Below are 13,029 nucleotides of genomic sequence, written 5' to 3'. Positions count from 1 at the left end.
GGGCGGGGGCGGCGTCACAGCGTTCCGATAGCCCAGGCGGGATTTATCGCAGCCGCGATGAGGGCTGCCGTTATCGCCAGCAGAAAGAGGGCGACGGGCGCGGTCTTTCGTCTTGCGCCGGCGCCGAGCAGAATCGCCGCCGCCCCGCCATTGGAAATGATGCCCATGACGACCACGCCCCAAGGGAATTCCTGCTTGGCCAGCAGCGGGAACGCAGACCCATATCCTGCCAGCAAGGCCGTGAGGGCGACGCCATACAGCCGGAAAAACACGCCTCCGCCGCCTGTCACTCCGATCCTTTCAGCAAGACGTTTCGCTGGGAAGGTGAGGAAGGGGATGGCCATGAACACGGCCGTCACGAGGATTTTGACGGCAAGGACGATCGCAAGGAAGCTCATGAAGGTGGGTTCCATTTTTGAACTCAGCTACGGGTGGGCTATCTGAGTTCAAATGTCAAATCCAGCTTCCCCCCGTGTGTCCACCGCTCCGGTCGCTCTTGAAGAGTGCAGCATGGCGCGCGCCGCAACGCTGCTGGGCGACAAGTGGACCCTGCTTATCCTGCGCGAAGCCTTTTACGGGGTGTCGCGATTTGAGGATTTACGGCTCGACCTTGCAGCCCCGCGCGCCGCCCTGTCGCAAAGGCTGGATACGCTGGTGGCCGACGGGGTGCTGGAGCGCAGCCCTTACAAGGAAAACAACAGTCGCCTGCGCCATGAGTATCGCCTCACCCCGAAAGGGCGCGAACTTGCGATCATCCTGATCGCGATCATGCAATGGGGCGATCGACATATGCGCGACGATGCGCCCCCGCTGGTTCTGCGCGATCAGGATACGCACGAGGCGTTGACCCTGGCCCTGACCACGGCGTCCGGGCGTATCGTGTCACCCGACAAGATCGAGAAGCGACTTCGAGACGATCAGGAGTGAACGTCGCCGATCCGGCCGAGCGTTTGTCGGTTCCTGGTCCCTACTGCGAGTTCAGCTTAGGCGCGGCGCTCAGTCGTCCAGACGGCCGATGAGGAAGAGGGCGCCGACGGCGGCGAGGGCGCCCAGGGTGAAGGCGGTGACGACGGCGCCGGCGGCGACGGCGGTGGAGACGGTGACGGGGCGGGCCTCGTACCATTCGACGATGTCGGCCTCGTGCAGGTCGTCGTCCATATAGCCTTCGGCCTGATAGATGGTGTCGTCGGCGGTCATGACATTAGGCTCCGTCTGTCTTGCACGGATCAATACGCGCAAACGGTGGAGGTTCCACCCCCAGGGCGCATCGTGACAGGATGGCGTCCATCGGCCGAGCCTTGATCGGCTGAGGAGAAATCGCTTCGTGATTTCGCAGGCGCCGTGAATCAAGGCTCAGTTTGAACATGGAGCCTGATTCACCGTCTCGTCGAAGCGCGCAGCGCTTCCACTTCGGCGGATCAGGCTCTATGAGGCGCGGCTCAAGGTTTCAGAACGCGCAAAAGACGATCCCATGGCCGGCCACTCGAAATTCAAGAACATCATGCACCGCAAGGGGCGCGCCGACGCGCAGCGCTCCAAGCTGTTCTCCAAACTGTCGCGCGACATCACCGTCGCCGCCAAGTCGGGCCTGCCCGATCCGGCCGCCAACCCGCGCCTGCGCCTGGCGGTCAACAACGCCAAGGCCGAAAGCCTGCCCAAGGACGTGATCCAGCGCGCCATCAACAAGGCCGCCGGCGGCGACGTCGATACGATGGAAGAGGTCCGCTACGAGGGCCGGGGGCCGGGCGGCGTGGGCATCATCGTCGAGGCCCTGACCGACAACCGCAACCGCGCGGCGTCCAACATCGGCACGGCGTTCAAGAAGAACGGCGGCGCGCTGGGCGAAATGAACTCGGTCGCCTTCATGTGGGACAAGGTGGGCAAGATCACCTATCCGGCCGAGGCGGGTAGCGAGGACGCGGTGATGGAGGCCGCCATCGAGGCCGGCGCCGCCGACGTCGAGAGCGACCTGGTCAAGCCCGACATCTACGAGGACGCGCCGGGCCACGTGATCTGGACCGCCTACGAGGACCTGAACGAGGTGGCCGAGGCCATGTCCAAGGTGCTGGGCGACCCCAAGTCCACCGCCATCGTGTGGAAGCCGCAGTCGGACGTGCCGGTCACGGGCGAGGCCGTGGGGACGCTGTTCAAGCTGCTGGACGCGCTGGACGCCGAGGACGACGTGTCGGCCGTCTATTCCAACGAGGACGTGTCCGACGAGGACGCGGCCAAATACGCGGGGTGATGGGCGACAGGCGGGGGTTGTGATACGGTCCCCGCATGACCGTGCATGTGACCATCGCCCTGGACGAAGCCGTCAAGGCCAAGCTGGACGCCCTGGCCGACGCCCGACAGGCCCCGATCGACGACATAGTGGCCATGGCGGTGCTGGACATGGCGGTGCTGGACATGGCGGTCGAGGATGAGGCGGTTCCGTTCTTGTCGGCTGAAGAAGAAGCCGCCTTTCACGCTGCCGTCGACGAGGGGCTGAGGTCGCTGGACGCCGGCGGAGGCATCCCGCACGAGGTGGTCGTCGCGGAGTTGCGCGCGCGACAGGCGGCGCGGACGCCGCGTTGAAGGTCATCTGGTCGCCCGCCGCCCGCACGGACCTCGAAGAGGTCTGGCGGTATATCGCGACCGATAGCGTCAATGCCGCGACCCTGGTCGAAAACCGCATCATCGACGCCGTCGATGGGCTGAGCGTCTTTCCTGAAACAGGGCGAGGTGTCGGGAACGGGTTGAGGCAGCTGGTCGTCGCCAGGACCGGCTATCTGATCATCTACCGCGTCAGGGCGGAGCATATCGAGATCGCTCGGGTGTGGCACGGCGCGCGTGAACCGTTCGCCTGAGGAACAGCGAGTCGTTCGCACGGAACCGGGCGGTGCGCCGGGCGTATCGGGGCTTCACAATATGCCCGGAGCGCCTGCCATGGACATCACCCAGCTGATCCTCGACGACCATGCCGAACAGCGCCGGCTGTTTTCGATCATCGAACAGATCGATCCGAAGGACACGGACGCCCTGACCAAGGTGTGGGGCCGGCTGTCGGCGTTTCTGGACGTCCACGCCGAGGCCGAGGAGCGGTTCTTCTATCCCGAGCTGCTGAAACAGGGCGACGGCGCCAACGACGCCGAGGACGGCACGGTCGAGGGCGAGACCGAGGACGCCATCGAGGATCACAACAAGCTGAGGAACGCCGTCAAGGCGGTGGCGAACCACAAGGTCGGGAGCAAGGCCTGGTTCGAGGCGGTGGGCGAGGCCAACGTCGTCAACTCCAAACACATGGGCGAGGAGGAGCGGCAGGGACTGACCGACTTCCGCATGAACGCCGACATCGACATGCGCCACGACCTGGCGGTCAAGTTCGCCGCCTTCGAGGCCGAGCATATCACGGGCGTCAAGCCGGTGAACAAGGACCCCGAAACCTATATAGAAAAGCACGGCTGACAAACGCAGGAGCGACAGACCATGCCCCAGGCGCGCGATCCCCGATCCGATCTGCCTGGCGACGCCGGCCCGCCGGTCGAGGGACGCCGGTGGGCCTGGGTCAAGGTCGGCGCCTGGGGCGGGGCGATCGTCGTGCTGCTGTGCGCCGCCGCCGTGGCGACCTGGCTGGTGGCGCGGGTGCAGACGGCCCTGACCGATCGATCCGAAAAGGCCGAGCCTGGGATCGAGGTCGTGGAGACGCTGCCGGAGCCTGCGGCTGCGACGACGCCGGCGCCAGCGCCAGCGCCGGTCATCGCGCCCGAACCTGTCGCCCCGCCGGACGCAGTCGCGCGCGATGTCGAGCCCGTCGCGCCGCCGCCGCCCGTCGAGGCGCCGGTCGAAGCGACGCCGCCGCGTCGGCCGTTGTTGATGCAGCACTGAACCTCTCGCCCTGAACCATTCATTGCCCGCTAACCCTCTTTGCGGCATGAGGGGAACGGATGGCGAACGAACCGATCAGAATCATCGGCCTGGACCCCGGTCTGAGGCGCACAGGCTGGGGCGTGATCTCGGCCGAGGGGGCGCGGCTGCGCTGGATCGCGCACGGGGTGGTGACGCCGCCCGAGACCGCGCCCTTCGCCGAGCGTCTGGTGCATCTGCTGGACCATGTGTCGGCGGTCTGCGCCGATCACGGCTGCGACGAGGCGGCGGTGGAGGAGGTGTTCGTCAATGTGAACCCGTCCTCGACGCTGAAGCTGGGCCATGCGCGGGCGGCGGTGATGCTGGCGCCGGCCAAGGCGGGGCTGGCGGTGGCGGAATATTCGCCGAACCTGATCAAGAAGGCGGTGGTGGGCGCCGGTCATGCGGACAAGAGCCAGATCGCCTTCATGGTCAAACGGCTGCTGCCGACCGCCGGGGACGTGAAGGCGGATGCGGCGGACGCGCTGGCCGTGGCCATCACCCACGCGCAACTGAGGAAGCGGTCGTTGCTGGAAGCCATGACGCGGGGTGCGGCGTGAGGGCGGGAGATCAAGTCTCCTCCCCATCGCAGATGGGGAGGTGGCGCGGCGCCGCTTCGCGCCGTGACGGAGGGGTTCTTTCCGCGCGTCGGCTGTCGGTGGGGCGTCAAGAACCCCTCCACCGCTTCGCGGTCCCCCTCCCCATCAAGATGGGGAGGAGACTTTCGTGATCGGTCGGCTGAGAGGGGTGCTGGCCGAGGTGGGCGAGGCGGACTGCCTGATCGACTGCGGCGGCGTGGGCTATGTGGCGTCGTGCGGGGCGCGGACGCTGGGGCGGTTGCCGGCGCCGGGCGACGAGGCGACGCTGCACATCCATTCGCAATGGAGCGAGGACGCGGGGCCGCGCCTGTACGGCTTTCTGACGCGCGACGAGCGGCGGGCGTTCACGACCCTTCTGGCCATTCAGGGCGTGGGGCCCAAGGCCGCGCTGGCGGTGCTGGACGTGCTGCCGCCCGGCGAACTGGCCTCGGCGGTGGCGCGCGAGGACAAGGCGGCGGTGGCGCGGGCCAATGGCGTGGGGCCGAAGCTGGCGCTGCGGATCGTCACCGAGCTGAAGGGCAAGCCGCTGGGCGACGTGACCTTTGCGCCGCACGCGCCGGGGATGCATGTCGAGATCGCGCCGCCGCCGCCGTCCCTCACCGGCGAGGCGGTGTCGGCCCTGCTGAGCCTGGGCGTGGTCGAGGTCAATGCGCGCCGGGCCGTCGATCAGGCGCTGATCCGGCTGGGCGACGAGGCGGAACTGTCGGCGGTGATCCGGGCGGCGCTGCAGGAGTTGGGGCGGTGAGGGGAAGGGAGTGGCGAGTGGCGAGTGGCGAGTGGCGAGTGAAAAGTGAGCAAAGCAGTGAGCGTAGAGGTGAGCGAGACACAAGCTCGGCGACCGCCTGGCTCACCTCTTGCTCACTAGCACTCTTCACGTCTCGCCACTCGCCACTCGCCACTCGCCACTCGGCGCACTCATGACCCGCATCATCTCTCCCGAAGCGGAAACGGGCGAAGCCTACGACCGCGCGTTGCGGCCGCAGACCCTGTCCGAATTCGTGGGCCAGTCGCAGGCCAAGGGCAATCTGAAGGTCTTTATCGACGCGGCGCGGGGGCGGGGCGAGGCGCTGGACCATGTGCTGCTGTTCGGGCCGCCGGGGCTGGGCAAGACGACGCTGGCGCAGATCGTGGCGCGCGAACTGGGGGTCGGGTTCCGGGCGACGTCGGGGCCGATCCTGGCCAAGGCGGGCGATCTGGCGGCGATCCTGACCAATCTGGAACCGCGCGATGTCCTGTTCATTGATGAGATCCACCGGCTGAGCCCCCAGGTCGAGGAGATCCTGTATCCGGCCATGGAGGACCATGTGCTGGACCTGATCATCGGCGAGGGGCCGTCGGCGCGGTCGGTGCGGATCGACCTGGCGCCCTTCACCCTGGTCGGGGCCACGACGCGGGCGGGCCTTTTGGCGACGCCGTTGAGGGACCGTTTCGGCATTCCGCTGCGGCTGGAGTTCTATACGCCGGAGGAGCTGACCGCCGTGGTGCGGGGCACGGCGCGCAAGATGGGCGCGGGCATCGACGAGGGCGGGGCGCTGGAGATCGCGCGCCGGGCGCGGGGCACGCCGCGCATCGCCGGGCGGCTGCTGCGCCGGGTGCGCGATTTCGCCGACGCCGACGGCTGCGAGACCATCACCCGGGCGGTTTCGGCGCGGGCGCTGTCGCGGCTGGAGGTGGACGAATCCGGTCTGGACAGCCTGGACCGGCGGTTCCTGAAGGCGCTGATCGAGAACTATGGCGGGGGGCCGGTGGGGATGGACACTTTGGCCGCCGCCATCGCCGAGGCGCGCGACGCGGTCGAGGACGTGATCGAACCCTATCTGCTGCAGCAGGGCTTCATCATGCGCACCCCGCGCGGCCGGGTCGCCTGCGCCAAGGCCTACGCCCATCTGGGTCTGAGCGCGCCGCCGCCGCCGTCCGCCGGCCCCCTGCCGGGCGACCTGTTCGAATGAAGGTCGGCTTCGATCCCGGCAAGGATGCGAGCAATCGCGCCAAGCATGGATTGTCGCTGGCGGATGCGGATCTGGGGGACTGGAAGGCCGCCTTCATCGCCCTGGACGATCGCCGCGACTATGGCGAGTTTCGGTGGTATGCTTATCTGCCGATCGACGGTCGGGTCCATGTCGCCATCTATACCGAACGCGGCGACGTGACCTGGATGATCAGTCTCAGGCGGGCCAACGCCCGCGAGGTCAGAAAGTATGACGAACTCCGCCGCCGTTGATCCCCTGGACGACGACAATCCCGAACTGACGGACGCCGACATCGCGCGCATGCGCCCGGCGCACGAGGTGTTGTCGCCTGCGGCCTACGCCCGGCTGACCGGCGAGCAGGACGTGGCGCTGAAACTGTCGGCGGAGACGATCAAGGCCTTCGCCGAGGAGGGCGAGGACTGGCGCGAGCGGATGGCGCAGGCGCTGACCGACGTGGCGCGGAACAAGCGCGCGGCCTGATCCCCCGCGCCCTGTTCGAATAGGCGTTGCCAAGCCGGGGCGGATCGGCGTTTGCTGGCGCGGCATCGGAGCGCGCCCCAATGATCTTTCGGCCTGTCGCGGCATTGGTTTTGAGCCTTGGCTTGTGGGGCGGTCTGGCGGTCGCGCCGCCTGCGCGGGCCGCCGCGCCGGTCTTCACCGAAAAGCCCTGTCCGGCCGACTGGCCGACCGATGTGCGCAAGGTGAAGTGCGGCATCCTGACGGTCGACGAGGCGCGCGGCACGGCCAGCGACCGGCGCATCGGCGTGGCGGTGGTGGTGATGAAGGCCAGCCATCCCTATCGCGACGCCTCGGGGCAGGCGCTGCCGCCGGTGTTCATGTTCCACGGCGGGCCGGGCGGGGATCTGACGCCCGGCGCCGGCGACATGCTGCGGGCGCTGTCGCGGCGGCCCGATCTGATGGCGGTGGATCAGGACGTGGTCCTGTTCGACCAGCGCGGGGGCGGGCGGGGCGATCCGTCGATGGACTGTCCGGGCGTGCAGCTGACCGACGCCGGGCCGCCGTCCGACGCCGACCGCGACGGGCTGATCGCGTGCCTGAAAGCCTATCAGGCCAAGGGGATCGACCTGAACCAGTACAACGCCGCCGTCATCGCCGACGACGTGCGCGACCTGGCCCAGGTGCTGGGGTACGACAAGATCGACCTGTGGGGCGGCTCCTACGGGCCGCGCATCGAGGCGGCGGTGATCACCCACCAGCCCCGGATCGTGCGGGCGGCGGTGATGGACAGCCCCTGGCCGCCCGAGGGAAACTGGGCCGTCGGCACGCCGGAACAGGTGTCGACGGCGGTGCGGCTGATCCTGGCCAAATGTCAGGCGCAGGCCGCCTGCGCGGGGCGGCACCCCGACCTGCAGGCGCGGTTCGAGGCCGAGGCGCGCAAATGGCTGGCCGGCCCGGTGACGGGCAAGGACGGGCGGACCTTCACGGTCGACGACCTGTCGGCCTTCCTGATGGACACGACCTATAGCGCGACGGGGGTGCGGCGGCTGCCGGCCGATCTGGAAGGGATCATCGCCGGGAACCTGAACCCGGTCGCCGAGATCGCGGAGGATCGCACCTATTACACCGAGGGCCAGCATATGGCGCATCTGTGCAAGGAGGAGCTGCCGTTCGAGTCCAAAGCGCGGCTGGCGGCGGGCGCGGCGGGCGATCCGGTGGCGGAGGTGCTGGTCCCGTCGCTGTCGCGCCTGTTCGACGTGTGCGCGGCGGTGGGCGAGACCCCGGCCGCGCCCATCGAGAACCAGCCCGTCAGGACCGACATCCCGACCCTGTTCGTCGCCGCCGAGATCGACCCCGGCTGTCCCCCGCCCCTGACGGAGGCGGCGGCCAAAGGCTATTCCCGCAGCCAGGTGGTGATCGTGACCAACGCCACCCACGGCGTCATCAACGCCAGCCCCTGCACGCGCAGGATGGCGCGCGACTTCCTGCGCGATCCGTCGGCGCCGGTGGACCGCAGCTGCCTGCCGGCGGCGGACACGCCGCTGAACTTCATCGAGACCGCCTCGGCGGGGTAGGGAAATGCGCGGGGCCTTTTCCGATCGGCGACGGACCACGGCCCTGATCGCGGCGGCGGGGGTGCTGGCGCTGTGCGCCGGCGGGGTGTGGCTGGCGACGCGGCCGACCGGCGCCCCGGCGCCCGAGCCGGCGGACGCGCGGGTGATGCGCCAGATCCAGGTCCAGGCCGGACACGCCGCCGAGCTGCGCTATTCCGAGCCGGGGCAGAGGCGGGCGGTCTGCGGCTATATCGGGCGCCGCGCGGGCGTGCCGGCGACGGCCTTCGTCTCCATTCCCAACCGCATCCTGTTCAGCGACGATCCCCTGCCGACCGAGTTCCGCGAGATGCGGCAACGCTACTGCCCCGGCTTCCTGATCGCGCCGTCGGGGGCGCGCTGAGGCCCGGCTTGCGCTAGGATCGCGGCATGAGCATCGACCAACCCACCGCCGGACGATTCGACGGGCGCGACCACCTGTTGCCGGTGCGCGTCTATTACGAGGACACGGATTTCACCGGCCTGGTCTATCACGCCAACTATGTGCGCTATTTCGAGCGGGGGCGGTCGGACTTCCTGCGCGCCATCGGGGTGGGCCACGCCGACCTGCTGGAAGAGGCCGAGCCGCTGGCCTTCGTGGTTTCAGAGTTGAACATCAAATACTTGAAGCCCGCGCGGATCGACGACGCCCTGGTGGTCCGCACCGTCTATGAACAGGTGAAGGGGGTGCGGCTGATCATCCGCCAATCGGTCGAGCGCGACGGCGAGGTGCTGTGCCGGGCCGAGGTGACGGCGGTGTGCATCCACCTGGACGGCCGGCCCCGGCGACCGTCGAAGGGGTTGGTGGAGAAGGTCACGCCCTGGCTGGCGGGGGCGGCGTAACACGTTCCTCCCGAGCATCCCGGCGAAAGCCGGGACCCAGTGTTTTTGCATCGCAGGCGCCTCGGATGACCGCCGGCCTTTGACCTGGGGCGCCTGTCGTCCAAAGAACTGGGTCCCGGCTTTCGCCGGGATGAGCGGAAAAGTTAGGCGCATTCATAGGCGATTGCTCTAGAATCGTCGCGAAACGCGGGGGAAGATCATGGCGAGCGAAAACTACAATATGTCGGCCGGGGCGGTCGGGGTGTCGGTCCTGCTGGTCCTGCTGCTGGTCGGCGGCGGGCTGGCAGGGTGTCCCTATTACAAGGTCTGGGAACGCAAGATGGCCGGTCAGGCCGAACTGCAATACCAGCAGGGCGCGCGTCAGGCGCTGATCGCCCAGGCGGCGGCCGAGGACGAGGCGGCGATCAAGCGGGCCGAGGCGGCGACGCGCCGGGTTCTGGGCTGGACCGACGCGGCCAAACGCGGCTGCGCCGAACTGGGGCGTTCCGGCGACCGCCAGTGCGAGGAGCAGCTGCTGAAGGACGCCGCCACCTATTCCATCGCCAAGGAAGGCCACGAGGGGGTCATCATCAGCGTCGGCGCCCCGGTGTCGGTGGCGGTCGATCCGAATGCGCGCCGGACGGCGTCCGAGTAACCCGCTGTTAACCCTTATGACGCGCCTGTCAGATGACGCGCGGTCGGGTCGTCGTTAAACGGGCCGGACGCCACACAATGGTCACGTCGGCTCGGTCGAAGACGATGTGACAGACCTCGATTCCGCCCGGAGCGCCTGAATGACCACGCCCGTCGACGCCGCGATGATGAACCCCGTCGAGCTGTTCATGACCGCCGACTGGGTGGTGAAGACCGTCATGATCGGCCTGGCGGCGGCCTCGATCTGGTCGTGGACCATCATCATCGACAAGGCGGTGCGGTTCACCGCCCTGAACCGACAGGCCGACGACTTCGAAAAGGCGGTCCAGTCGGGCCGGTCGCTGGAGGATGTGTCGGCCCAGGCCGGGCCGGAGCCGGATCACGCCCTGCCGCGGATGCTGGCCATCGCCCTGTCGGACTGGCGCGAGGCGCGTCAGCGCGGGGTTCTGAACGAGCATCAGGGCGACCTGCTGTTGGTCCGCATCGACAAGGCGATGAACAGTCTGATCGCGCGCGAGAGCCAGCGGATCGAGAACGGTCTGGGCGTGCTGTCGGTCGTGGCCACGGCCTCGCCCTTCATCGGCCTGTTCGGCACGGTCTGGGGCATCATGAATGCGTTCGGACGCATCGCGGCGGCGGGCAACACCAATCTGACGACGGTGGCGCCGGCCATCGCCGAGGCCCTGTTCGCCACGGCCATCGGCCTGGCGGCGGCCATCCCGGCCTATATCGCCTACAACAAATTCTCGATCGACGCGGGCAAGTTCACCGGGCGGCTGGAGGCGTTCGCCGACGACCTGCAGGCGGCGGTCGCGCGCCGGCTGGGCGCTCCCTCGGCCCCGCCGCCTCCGCCCCCGCCGTCCGGCGACCTCAGCCTGAAGCGGGGCGGCTGAGCCATGGCCCTGGGCGGTGGGTCGAGCGGCGGCGGGCGTCGTGGGCGCAGGGGGCGTAAAGGGCCTCTGACAGAGATCAACGTCACGCCCCTGGTGGACGTGATGCTGGTGCTGCTGATCATCTTCATGATCTCGGCGCCCCTGTTGACGGTGGGGGTGCCGGTCGAGCTGCCCAAGACCGAGGCCAGCGCGGTCGAGACCAAGTCGGAGCCCCTGTCGGTCAGCATCGACCAGCAGGGCGCCATCTTCGTCGGCGACAGCGAGACGGCGTTCGACGCCCTGTCCACGCGGCTGCTGACCGAGGCGGGCGGCGCGGACAAGGCGGCCGAGCGGCCGGTGTTCGTGCGGGCCGACGGGCGCGCCCCATATCAGGCGGTGGCGCGGGTGATGGCGCGGCTGAGCGCGTCGGGCTTCACCAAGCTGAACCTGATCACCGACACGGCCCCGGAGGCCTGAACCCCTTGCGTCGTCCGAGCCCGGCCATCCTCGGATCGCTCGCCCTGCATGCCGGGGTGATCGCGCTCGCCTTCGTGACCTTTTCGCAAAAGGTCGAGGAGGAGAAGCCGCTGGTCGCCTCGGTGCCCGTGAGCATCGTGTCGGAGGCGGTGGTCCAGGCCGCGCCGGCCGACAATCCCCAGCCCGAACCCTCGCCTGACGACGCCGCCACCGCCCCGGTTCACCAGCCCGATCCGGTTCCGCCGACGCCCGCCCCGACGCCGCCCCAGCCGCGGCCTCAACCCCAGCCGCAGCCCCGTCCGACGCCGACGCCTCAGCGCCCGACGCCCGCGCCCCCGACGAAGACCCAGCCGACGCCGCGCCCCACGCCGCGTCCGACGCCTGCGCCCGCGCCGACCCCGCGCCCGACGCCGCCGCAGCCCCGGCCCACGCCGCCCGCCGCCACGCCCTCGCCGCCGACCAAGGCCCAGCCGACCCCGCGCCCCAATACGTCGGCGCCCGCCCGCCCGGCCCCGCAACGCACCCAACCCAGCCTGGACCTGGACGCCCTGGCCGGCCCGACCCGCCCGACCAACAATCGGGGTCGCCCGGCGACGGGGCAGCAGGGCGCAGGCGCGGCGTCGCAGGCGACGGGGCCGCAGATCACCGCCATCTTCAATCAGGTCTATGATAACTGGAACATCAACGTCACCTGCAGCATGCAGGGGGGCGATGAATTGCGCATCCAAGTCGAATTGACCCTATCGGCGGACGGCCGGATCACGCGGGGACCGAACCTGATCAACACTCAATCGAGTGCAGTTTATCGCGCCGCCGCCGATAGTGCTTTGCGCGCTCTCCGCCAGACCGCGCCCTTCGACGTGCCCCAGGGCTTCCCCGGCGGCGTCTATCGCCCGACGTTCAACACCGAACGGGCGTGCCGGAATCGTTAGGCGTGTGGCGGGCCGATGAGGTGAAGCGCCTCGCGGCCTCCGATGACCGCATGAGGCGACAGGCGGCGGTCGAAGGTCGCCAGACGACCGCCGTTCGAAACGGCCAGGGCGAGCAGATAGGTATCCGTCAACTGGCCCGAGGTGAGCAGTCGATCCTGTGCGATCAAGGAGTCGCCGAGCAGGCTGATGTCGTCGGGCCAGAACGCATGGCCGGGTTGAGCCAGCAAGGAATGAAGCGCGGGCAAGACCTGCGCCGGGGCGCCGGGCGAGTTCGGGTATTTGGGATTGCTGAGAATTCGAAGCGCGCCATTCTCGGTCAGCGGGCAGGTCGCCCAGCCGGCCCGATGTTCACGCGCGAACCAGGCATGGGCGGCGAGATGCTCGGTATGGGCTGGATCGATCAGTGCGATCAGGACGCTGACGTCCAGCAGCGCGATCAAGGCCGTTCGTCGCGCAAGGCGTTGATCTGCTCCGTCGTCACCACGGCGCCCTTGCGATGCGGCAGAAGACGAATGCCGTTGCGGAACTCGGGCGACGTCTCTGGCGCAGCCTGTGCGATGGAGCGGCGAGCGAGATCGGAAATGACTTCGCCTACGGACGTGCGCGTCTGAACCGCGATGGCGCGCGCGGCGTTCAGCACGTCGTCGTCGATGGCGAGGGTGGTGCGCATGGGTCGAATATAATGCATCACGCATCACGCATCAATGTGATCGCCCCCGTCCCGAAAGTCGCCCCATTCGCCGTCAAGCTGGCGAAAGTCGAACGGCCCG

At 68.7% G+C, this 13,029-nt stretch carries 22 protein-coding genes; 18 read left to right on the top strand and 4 right to left on the bottom strand.

Translation table 11 applies throughout. From position 1 onward, the window contains the following. Window positions 1–14 precede the first annotated feature (14 nt). Entirely contained in the window at window positions 15–413 is a 399-nt protein-coding gene (locus SH203_RS09305) for a hypothetical protein (protein ID WP_087120603.1), read from the bottom strand. A 97-nt stretch (window positions 414–510) separates the two neighbouring features. Here SH203_RS09305 and SH203_RS09300 point away from each other — a divergent pair, with 97 nt between their 5' ends. Next, the gene (locus SH203_RS09300; RefSeq protein WP_087120601.1) at window positions 511–927 is read left to right on the top strand and encodes a helix-turn-helix domain-containing protein; all 417 of its coding nucleotides are present in this window, start codon (window positions 511–513) and stop codon (window positions 925–927) included. A gap of 69 nt (window positions 928–996) precedes the next feature. Here the strand turns inward: SH203_RS09300 and SH203_RS09295 are convergent, their stop codons facing one another. Then, window positions 997–1,197, bottom strand: a complete 201-nt coding sequence (locus SH203_RS09295; protein WP_087120600.1) for a hypothetical protein — start codon at window positions 1,195–1,197, stop codon at window positions 997–999. A 274-nt stretch (window positions 1,198–1,471) separates the two neighbouring features. Here SH203_RS09295 and SH203_RS09290 point away from each other — a divergent pair, with 274 nt between their 5' ends. The 17 genes from SH203_RS09290 (at window position 1,472) to SH203_RS09210 (ending at window position 12,259) form a co-directional block, all read left to right on the top strand. Next, complete coding sequence (locus tag SH203_RS09290; protein ID WP_087120598.1) at window positions 1,472–2,245, top strand: YebC/PmpR family DNA-binding transcriptional regulator; 774 nt, start codon at window positions 1,472–1,474, stop codon at window positions 2,243–2,245. A 35-nt stretch (window positions 2,246–2,280) separates the two neighbouring features. Beyond that, window positions 2,281–2,577, top strand: coding sequence for a hypothetical protein (locus SH203_RS09285; RefSeq protein WP_087120597.1), 297 nt, complete (start codon window positions 2,281–2,283; stop codon window positions 2,575–2,577). Then, complete coding sequence (locus SH203_RS09280; RefSeq protein WP_087120595.1) at window positions 2,574–2,849, top strand: type II toxin-antitoxin system RelE/ParE family toxin; 276 nt, start codon at window positions 2,574–2,576, stop codon at window positions 2,847–2,849. The genes SH203_RS09285 and SH203_RS09280 overlap by 4 nt, the downstream gene beginning before the upstream one ends. 61 nt (window positions 2,850–2,910) lie before the next feature. Further along, window positions 2,911–3,447 carry a hemerythrin domain-containing protein gene (locus SH203_RS09275; protein WP_234989445.1) on the top strand — a complete coding sequence of 179 codons (537 nt, stop codon included), beginning with the start codon at window positions 2,911–2,913 and terminating at the stop codon, window positions 3,445–3,447. Window positions 3,448–3,468: 21 nt separating this feature from the next. Further along, window positions 3,469–3,867: a hypothetical protein gene (locus tag SH203_RS09270; RefSeq protein WP_087120593.1), complete on the top strand. Its 399-nt coding sequence runs from the start codon at window positions 3,469–3,471 to the stop codon at window positions 3,865–3,867. Window positions 3,868–3,926: 59 nt separating this feature from the next. Next, entirely contained in the window at window positions 3,927–4,445 is a 519-nt protein-coding gene (ruvC, locus tag SH203_RS09265) for a crossover junction endodeoxyribonuclease RuvC (RefSeq protein WP_087120592.1), read from the top strand. Between the two features lie 166 nt (window positions 4,446–4,611). Continuing rightward, a complete protein-coding gene (gene ruvA / locus SH203_RS09260; protein WP_087120590.1) occupies window positions 4,612–5,229 on the top strand; it encodes a Holliday junction branch migration protein RuvA in 618 nt (205 codons plus the stop codon). A 172-nt stretch (window positions 5,230–5,401) separates the two neighbouring features. Further along, on the top strand, window positions 5,402–6,433 hold the full coding sequence (gene ruvB, locus SH203_RS09255; protein ID WP_087120589.1) for a Holliday junction branch migration DNA helicase RuvB: 1,032 nt from the start codon (window positions 5,402–5,404) through the stop codon (window positions 6,431–6,433). After that, window positions 6,430–6,705 (top strand): BrnT family toxin, encoded by a 276-nt coding sequence (locus SH203_RS09250; RefSeq protein WP_087120587.1) that lies wholly within the window; start codon window positions 6,430–6,432, stop codon window positions 6,703–6,705. Before ruvB ends, SH203_RS09250 begins: the two co-directional genes overlap by 4 nt. Continuing rightward, window positions 6,683–6,934, top strand: coding sequence for a BrnA antitoxin family protein (locus SH203_RS09245; RefSeq protein ID WP_087120586.1), 252 nt, complete (start codon window positions 6,683–6,685; stop codon window positions 6,932–6,934). The genes SH203_RS09250 and SH203_RS09245 overlap by 23 nt, the downstream gene beginning before the upstream one ends. A 110-nt stretch (window positions 6,935–7,044) precedes the next feature. Next, complete coding sequence (locus SH203_RS09240; protein WP_234989444.1) at window positions 7,045–8,487, top strand: alpha/beta fold hydrolase; 1,443 nt, start codon at window positions 7,045–7,047, stop codon at window positions 8,485–8,487. A 4-nt stretch (window positions 8,488–8,491) separates the two neighbouring features. Beyond that, the gene (locus SH203_RS09235) at window positions 8,492–8,866 is read left to right on the top strand and encodes a hypothetical protein (protein ID WP_087120583.1); all 375 of its coding nucleotides are present in this window, start codon (window positions 8,492–8,494) and stop codon (window positions 8,864–8,866) included. Between the two features lie 26 nt (window positions 8,867–8,892). Next, complete coding sequence (gene ybgC / locus SH203_RS09230; RefSeq protein WP_087120582.1) at window positions 8,893–9,345, top strand: tol-pal system-associated acyl-CoA thioesterase; 453 nt, start codon at window positions 8,893–8,895, stop codon at window positions 9,343–9,345. A gap of 199 nt (window positions 9,346–9,544) precedes the next feature. Next, the gene (locus tag SH203_RS09225) at window positions 9,545–9,979 is read left to right on the top strand and encodes a hypothetical protein (protein WP_087120580.1); all 435 of its coding nucleotides are present in this window, start codon (window positions 9,545–9,547) and stop codon (window positions 9,977–9,979) included. Between the two features lie 139 nt (window positions 9,980–10,118). Continuing rightward, window positions 10,119–10,871, top strand: coding sequence for a protein TolQ (gene tolQ / locus SH203_RS09220; RefSeq protein WP_087120578.1), 753 nt, complete (start codon window positions 10,119–10,121; stop codon window positions 10,869–10,871). A 3-nt stretch (window positions 10,872–10,874) separates the two neighbouring features. Continuing rightward, window positions 10,875–11,327, top strand: a complete 453-nt coding sequence (gene tolR, locus SH203_RS09215) for a protein TolR (RefSeq protein ID WP_087120577.1) — start codon at window positions 10,875–10,877, stop codon at window positions 11,325–11,327. Window positions 11,328–11,332: 5 nt separating this feature from the next. After that, the gene (locus SH203_RS09210; RefSeq protein WP_087120575.1) at window positions 11,333–12,259 is read left to right on the top strand and encodes a hypothetical protein; all 927 of its coding nucleotides are present in this window, start codon (window positions 11,333–11,335) and stop codon (window positions 12,257–12,259) included. Here the strand turns inward: SH203_RS09210 and SH203_RS09205 are convergent. Together SH203_RS09205 and SH203_RS09200 are read right to left on the bottom strand one after the other, a co-directional pair. Beyond that, window positions 12,256–12,699: a TA system VapC family ribonuclease toxin gene (locus tag SH203_RS09205; RefSeq protein WP_087120574.1), complete on the bottom strand. Its 444-nt coding sequence runs from the start codon at window positions 12,697–12,699 to the stop codon at window positions 12,256–12,258. The two genes, SH203_RS09210 and SH203_RS09205, sit on opposite strands and share 4 nt — an antisense overlap. Beyond that, entirely contained in the window at window positions 12,696–12,929 is a 234-nt protein-coding gene (locus tag SH203_RS09200; RefSeq protein ID WP_087120690.1) for a CopG family transcriptional regulator, read from the bottom strand. The genes SH203_RS09205 and SH203_RS09200 overlap by 4 nt, the downstream gene beginning before the upstream one ends. Window positions 12,930–13,029 lie beyond the last annotated feature (100 nt).

The organism is Brevundimonas sp. SH203 (assembly GCF_002157625.1).
In the GTDB taxonomy this organism is placed as follows: domain Bacteria; phylum Pseudomonadota; class Alphaproteobacteria; order Caulobacterales; family Caulobacteraceae; genus Brevundimonas.
This window is presented reverse-complemented; position numbering and strand designations above follow the sequence as displayed.

What these genes read in the sequence shown, in the direction of transcription:
- SH203_RS09305 (WP_087120603.1), bottom strand. Translation starts at nt 413, where the DNA reads ATGGAACCCACCTTCATGAGCTTCCTTGCGATCGTCCTTGCCGTCAAA.
- SH203_RS09300 (WP_087120601.1), top strand. Translation starts at nt 511, where the DNA reads ATGGCGCGCGCCGCAACGCTGCTGGGCGACAAGTGGACCCTGCTTATC.
- SH203_RS09295 (WP_087120600.1), bottom strand. Translation starts at nt 1,197, where the DNA reads ATGACCGCCGACGACACCATCTATCAGGCCGAAGGCTATATGGACGAC.
- SH203_RS09290 (WP_087120598.1), top strand. Translation starts at nt 1,472, where the DNA reads ATGGCCGGCCACTCGAAATTCAAGAACATCATGCACCGCAAGGGGCGC.
- SH203_RS09285 (WP_087120597.1), top strand. Translation starts at nt 2,281, where the DNA reads ATGACCGTGCATGTGACCATCGCCCTGGACGAAGCCGTCAAGGCCAAG.
- SH203_RS09275 (WP_234989445.1), top strand. Translation starts at nt 2,911, where the DNA reads ATGCCCGGAGCGCCTGCCATGGACATCACCCAGCTGATCCTCGACGAC.
- SH203_RS09270 (WP_087120593.1), top strand. Translation starts at nt 3,469, where the DNA reads ATGCCCCAGGCGCGCGATCCCCGATCCGATCTGCCTGGCGACGCCGGC.
- ruvC (WP_087120592.1), top strand. Translation starts at nt 3,927, where the DNA reads ATGGCGAACGAACCGATCAGAATCATCGGCCTGGACCCCGGTCTGAGG.
- ruvB (WP_087120589.1), top strand. Translation starts at nt 5,402, where the DNA reads ATGACCCGCATCATCTCTCCCGAAGCGGAAACGGGCGAAGCCTACGAC.
- SH203_RS09250 (WP_087120587.1), top strand. Translation starts at nt 6,430, where the DNA reads ATGAAGGTCGGCTTCGATCCCGGCAAGGATGCGAGCAATCGCGCCAAG.
- SH203_RS09245 (WP_087120586.1), top strand. Translation starts at nt 6,683, where the DNA reads ATGACGAACTCCGCCGCCGTTGATCCCCTGGACGACGACAATCCCGAA.
- SH203_RS09235 (WP_087120583.1), top strand. Translation starts at nt 8,492, where the DNA reads ATGCGCGGGGCCTTTTCCGATCGGCGACGGACCACGGCCCTGATCGCG.
- ybgC (WP_087120582.1), top strand. Translation starts at nt 8,893, where the DNA reads ATGAGCATCGACCAACCCACCGCCGGACGATTCGACGGGCGCGACCAC.
- SH203_RS09225 (WP_087120580.1), top strand. Translation starts at nt 9,545, where the DNA reads ATGGCGAGCGAAAACTACAATATGTCGGCCGGGGCGGTCGGGGTGTCG.
- tolQ (WP_087120578.1), top strand. Translation starts at nt 10,119, where the DNA reads ATGACCACGCCCGTCGACGCCGCGATGATGAACCCCGTCGAGCTGTTC.
- tolR (WP_087120577.1), top strand. Translation starts at nt 10,875, where the DNA reads ATGGCCCTGGGCGGTGGGTCGAGCGGCGGCGGGCGTCGTGGGCGCAGG.
- SH203_RS09200 (WP_087120690.1), bottom strand. Translation starts at nt 12,929, where the DNA reads ATGCGCACCACCCTCGCCATCGACGACGACGTGCTGAACGCCGCGCGC.